This is a genomic window from Streptococcus infantis (genome assembly GCF_001579645.1).
GTDB lineage: Bacteria > Bacillota > Bacilli > Lactobacillales > Streptococcaceae > Streptococcus > Streptococcus infantis_E.
The window spans coordinates 712,121-717,331 of sequence record NZ_KQ970818.1 but is presented as its reverse complement, the minus strand read 5'-3'; the positions used below and the strand labels follow the sequence as shown (position 1 = coordinate 717,331).

The 5,211-nt window shown below is 41.3% G+C and carries 5 protein-coding genes and 1 pseudogene; all 6 read left to right on the top strand.

From position 1 onward, the window contains the following. A pseudogene (locus tag SINDD18_RS11255) lies at positions 1 to 133 on the top strand (spermidine synthase); the annotation flags it as partial. Continuing rightward, a complete protein-coding gene (locus tag SINDD18_RS03420; protein WP_061863081.1) occupies positions 130 to 1,389 on the top strand; it encodes a saccharopine dehydrogenase family protein in 1,260 nt (419 codons plus the stop codon). The pseudogene SINDD18_RS11255 and the gene SINDD18_RS03420, both read left to right, overlap by 4 nt. Further along, positions 1,389 to 2,516 (top strand): carboxynorspermidine decarboxylase, encoded by a 1,128-nt coding sequence (gene nspC, locus SINDD18_RS03415; RefSeq protein WP_061863080.1) that lies wholly within the window; start codon positions 1,389 to 1,391, stop codon positions 2,514 to 2,516. The genes SINDD18_RS03420 and nspC overlap by 1 nt, the downstream gene beginning before the upstream one ends. Beyond that, complete coding sequence (aguA, locus tag SINDD18_RS03410) at positions 2,513 to 3,598, top strand: agmatine deiminase (protein WP_061863079.1); 1,086 nt, start codon at positions 2,513 to 2,515, stop codon at positions 3,596 to 3,598. Before nspC ends, aguA begins: the two co-directional genes overlap by 4 nt. 9 nt (positions 3,599 to 3,607) lie before the next feature. Beyond that, complete coding sequence (gene aguB, locus SINDD18_RS03405; RefSeq protein WP_061863078.1) at positions 3,608 to 4,483, top strand: N-carbamoylputrescine amidase; 876 nt, start codon at positions 3,608 to 3,610, stop codon at positions 4,481 to 4,483. 56 nt (positions 4,484 to 4,539) lie between these two features. Then, positions 4,540 to 5,163, top strand: a complete 624-nt coding sequence (locus tag SINDD18_RS03400) for a tetratricopeptide repeat protein (protein ID WP_061863077.1) — start codon at positions 4,540 to 4,542, stop codon at positions 5,161 to 5,163. Positions 5,164 to 5,211 lie beyond the last annotated feature (48 nt).

The window sequence follows — 5,211 nt, the reverse complement described above, 5'->3', positions numbered from 1 at the left end:
AGATTTTGACAAGGAAGGTTGGAAAAAACGTCAGCTTTTCACAGAATACTACACTGCAAACTTACATGTGGGTGCCTTTATGTTGCCTAAGTATGTAGAAGACATTTTAGAAGAAGAGGAAGGAAAAAAATGAGTCGTTTATTAGTTATTGGATGTGGGGGCGTTGCCCAAGTTGCTATTTCAAAGATTTGCCAAGATAGCGAAACTTTTACAGAGATTATGATTGCTAGCCGTACCAAGTCAAAATGTGATGACTTGAAGGCTAAATTAGAAGGCAAAACAAGTACTAAAATTGAAACAGCTGCTCTTGATGCTGACAAGGTAGAAGAAGTCATTGCCTTGATTGAAAGCTACAAGCCAGAAGCCGTTTTGAATGTAGCACTTCCTTATCAAGACTTGACTATTATGGATGCATGTTTGGCGACAGGTGTCCACTATATCGATACTGCCAACTATGAGGCTGAGGATACAGAAGACCCTGAATGGCGTGCTATTTATGAAAAACGTTGTAAAGAACTTGGTTTCACTGCCTACTTTGACTACTCATGGCAATGGGCTTACCAAGAAAAATTCAAAGAAGCAGGATTGACAGCTCTTCTTGGTTCTGGTTTTGACCCAGGTGTAACTAGCGTCTTTTCAGCATACGCCCTCAAACACTTTTTTGATGAAATCCACTATATCGACATTTTAGACTGTAATGGTGGTGACCACGGTTATCCATTTGCGACTAACTTTAATCCAGAAATCAATCTCCGAGAGGTTTCTGCACCAGGTTCTTACTGGGAAGATGGAAAATGGGTTGAGGTCGAAGCTATGTCTATCAAACGTGAGTATGATTTCCCACAAGTTGGTCAAAAAGACATGTATCTCCTCCACCATGAAGAAATCGAATCATTAGCAAAGAATATTCCAGGTGTTAAACGCATTCGTTTCTTTATGACATTTGGTCAATCTTATCTAACGCACATGAAATGCTTGGAAAACGTTGGTCTCCTTCGTACAGATACTATTAATTTTAACGGACAAGAAATCGTACCTATCCAATTCTTGAAAGCCTTGCTTCCAGATCCTGCCAGCCTTGGCCCACGTACAGTTGGTAAAACCAATATCGGATGTATCTTTACTGGTGTCAAAGATGGCGTTGAAAAGACAATCTACATTTACAATGTTTGCGACCATCAGGAGTGCTATGCAGAAGTTGGTTCACAAGCCATTTCTTACACAACAGGTGTTCCAGCCATGATTGGGACAAAATTAGTTATGGATGGTACTTGGAAACAACCAGGAGTTTATAACCTTGAAGAGTTGGATCCAGACCCATTCATGGAAGCTTTGAATAAATACGGTTTGCCATGGGTTGTGGTTGAAAATCCACAAATGGTGGACTAATGAAATTAGAACAAGTACCAACACCAGCTTACGTCATTGATTTAGCAAAACTAGAAGAAAATTGTAGCATTTTACAAGAGGTTCAAGAAAAAGCCGGCTGTAAGGTTCTACTGGCTCAAAAGGCTTATTCCCTCTATAAAACCTATCCTTTGATTAGTCAGTATCTGTCAGGTACGACGGCTAGTGGACTCTATGAGGCTAAGTTAGCTAGAGAAGAGTTCCCTGGGGAAGTCCATGTTTTTGCGCCAGCTTTCAAGGAATCAGATATGGAAGAGTTGCTTAAAATATCTGATCATATTGTTTTTAACTCAGAGAGACAATTACGAAAATATGGTCAACGTTGTCGTGAAGCTGGTATCAGTGTCGGTCTACGACTCAATCCTAAATGTTCAACGCAGGGTGACCACGCGCTTTATGATCCATGTGCTCCTGGCTCTCGTTTTGGAGTAACTTTGGATAAGATACCAAGTGATTTATTGGATTTGGTTGACGGACTTCATTTCCATACCCTTTGTGAGCAAGGGGCAGATGATTTACAAACGACTTTGAAAGCAGTAGAAGACCAGTTTGGAGCCTATTTGCACCAAGTTAAATGGCTCAATATGGGTGGTGGTCATCATATTACGAGAGATGACTATGATGTGGACTTACTGATTTCTGAGATTTTACGTATTCGAGAAACCTATAACCTTGATGTCTATGTCGAACCAGGTGAAGCCATTGCACTTAATGCGGGCTATCTAGCGACAGAAGTCTTGGATATTGTTGAAAACGGGATTGAGACCTTGGTGCTAGACGCCTCGGCAAGCTGCCATATGCCAGATGTTCTTGAGATGCCTTATCGTCCCCCATTGAGAGATGGGTTTGAAGCCCAAGAAAAACCTTATACTTATAGACTCTCTTCAAATACTTGCCTGACAGGGGATATCATTGGGGATTACAGCTTTGAAAAATCGATTGAAATCGGCGATCGCCTCTATTTTGAAGACATGGCTATTTACTCATTTGTCAAAAATAATACCTTTAATGGCATTGGGCTTCCAAGTTTGTATCTCATGGATAAAGAGGGTGAGTGCAGTCTAGTCAAAGCATTTGGCTACCAAGACTTTAAGGAGAGATTATCATGATGGACAGCCCAAAGAAATTAGACTATCGTATGCCAGCAGAGTATGAACCCCACCATGGGACTCTCATGATATGGCCTACTCGACCAGGGTCTTGGCCTTTTCAAGGGTCGGCTGCTAAAGCAGCTTTTAGCCGGATTATCAAAACCATTGCTCAGGGGGAAACAGTCTACCTTTTGGTTGAGGAGGACTATCTATCTGAAGCGCAATCCTATCTAGGAGACCAAGTTGTTTATTTAGATATTCCGACAAATGATGCCTGGGCGCGTGATACTGGTCCGACCATTCTCCTCAATGATCAGAGGGAAAAGTTGGCGGTAGATTGGTCTTTCAATGCCTGGGGTGGTGCTGTTGATGGTCTCTACCAAGACTATGAAGCAGATGACCAAGTAGCCAGTCGCTTTGCTGAAGCCTTGGAAATACCTGTTTACGATGCCAAACCATTTGTACTGGAAGGCGGAGCTATTCATAGTGACGGTCAAGGAACCATTCTTGTCACAGAAAGCTGCTTGCTCAGTCCGGGTCGTAATCCTCACCTGACTAAAGAGGAGATTGAAAAGACCTTACTAGAGAGTCTTGGAGCTGAAAAAGTCATCTGGCTTCCTTATGGTATTTATCAGGATGAAACCAATGAACACGTTGACAATGTAGCAGCCTTTGTTGGTCCAGCGGAGATTGTTTTAGCTTGGACAGATGATCAGGATGATCCCCAGTATGCCATGTCTGCGGCAGATCTAGCTCTTTTAGAGACGGAAACAGATGCAAAAGGTCGAAGTTTCACTATTCATAAACTTCCAATCCCGGCTATTCATCAAGTAGTTACAGAGGAAGATTTGCCGGGCTATACTTATGAAGAAGGTGAAGAAGAACGCTATGCTGGTGAGCGTTTAGCAGCATCCTATGTAAACTTCTATATTGCCAATAAGTCTGTCTTGGTGCCACAATTTCAGGACGAAAACGACCAAGTGGCCTTGGATATCCTCAGTCAGTGTTTCCCAGACCGTGAAGTCGTAGGAATCCCAGCTAGAGATATTCTTTTAGGGGGTGGGAATATCCACTGTATTACCCAACAAATTCCAGAATAGGAGAAAAAGATGAGAAATGTAACGGTTGCAGCTATTCAGATGCAATGCGATAAGGATGTCGAAACGAATATCCAAACAGCTGAACGTTTAGTCCGTCAAGCTGCGGAGCAAGGTGCGCAAATTATTCTCTTGCCTGAGTTGTTTGAACGTCCCTATTTCTGTCAGGAACGTCAGTATGACTACTACCAGTATGCCCAGTCGGTGACAAAAAATACTGCTATTCAGCATTTTAAATCAATTGCTAAGGAACTAAAGGTCGTTTTACCAATCAGTTTCTACGAAAAGGATGGCAATGTCTTGTACAATTCTATTGCTGTCATTGATGCAGATGGAGAAGTGCTTGGCGTTTATCGGAAGACTCACATTCCTGATGACCATTATTATCAAGAAAAATTCTTCTTTACTCCTGGAAACACAGGCTTCAAAGTTTGGGATACTCGGTATGCCAAGATTGGTATTGGGATCTGTTGGGACCAGTGGTTCCCAGAAACAGCCCGTTGCCTTGCCTTAAATGGTGCAGAATTGCTCTTTTATCCAACAGCTATTGGATCAGAGCCTATTTTGGATACAGATAGTTGTGGTCATTGGCAACGTACCATGCAAGGACACTCAGCAGCAAATATTGTTCCAGTTATTGCAGCCAATCGTTATGGCTTGGAAGAAGTCCAGCCTTGCGAGGAAAATGGAGGGCAAAGTTCAAGTCTTAACTTCTACGGTTCATCCTTTATGACCGATGAAACAGGAGCTATCTTGACCCAAGCAGAACGACAAGGCGAAGCTATCTTGTTAACAACTTATGACCTGGACAAGGGAGCAAGTGAACGCCTAAATTGGGGTCTGTTTAGAGACAGAAGACCAGATATGTATAAAGATATTGTGAGATAATTGTTTGTATTTTTAGTTTAGGTAATTATCGTTCTAGAATAGATAGGAGTCTTTTAATGAATCAAGCTTGGGAATTATTATTTGAGGGAAAAATTAATGAAGCTAAGCAATTAGTTCAAGCAGAGTTTTGCCTAGCAACTTGTAAAGATTACAGTCTTTTAAACTTGATGGGCTATATCTATTTGTACGAAAAAAAGTATGAACACTGTTTAGAGGTTTACCAACGTTATCTCCACTTGGCTATTACAGAAAAGGATCGTGAAAATGAACATGTCGCGTATCATCAATTGGCCATGGTCTATCGTGAAATGAATGATTTTCAGACAGCTCTTAGCTATATCGAAAAAGAGCGAGAAGTTATTGAACAAGATTTTTCAGGGGATTCTCTCAAAAATTCTGTTAATGACTATGAGCAAGGTTATTTACGATTAAAGTTAGATCAACTAGTTGAAGCGGAGTTTTATATGCAGCAGTCGCTAGACTCAGCCTTAAAGACAGATGATCTTATTGCTCAAGCCTGCGCTTATAGAGGATTGGGAGAGATTTATCGAAAACTTGATTCGAGTAAATCCTATGATTATTTTAGTCACGCTATTAAACTCTTCGACAAGGCGGGAGATGAGATCGGAGCGGATGAAGTCAGAGCTTTAATAGTTAATAAAAAGTCTGAGACAAAATAGTTCTCAGATACAAAAAAAGCTAGAGGTTCCCAATTGTGGAACTCTAGC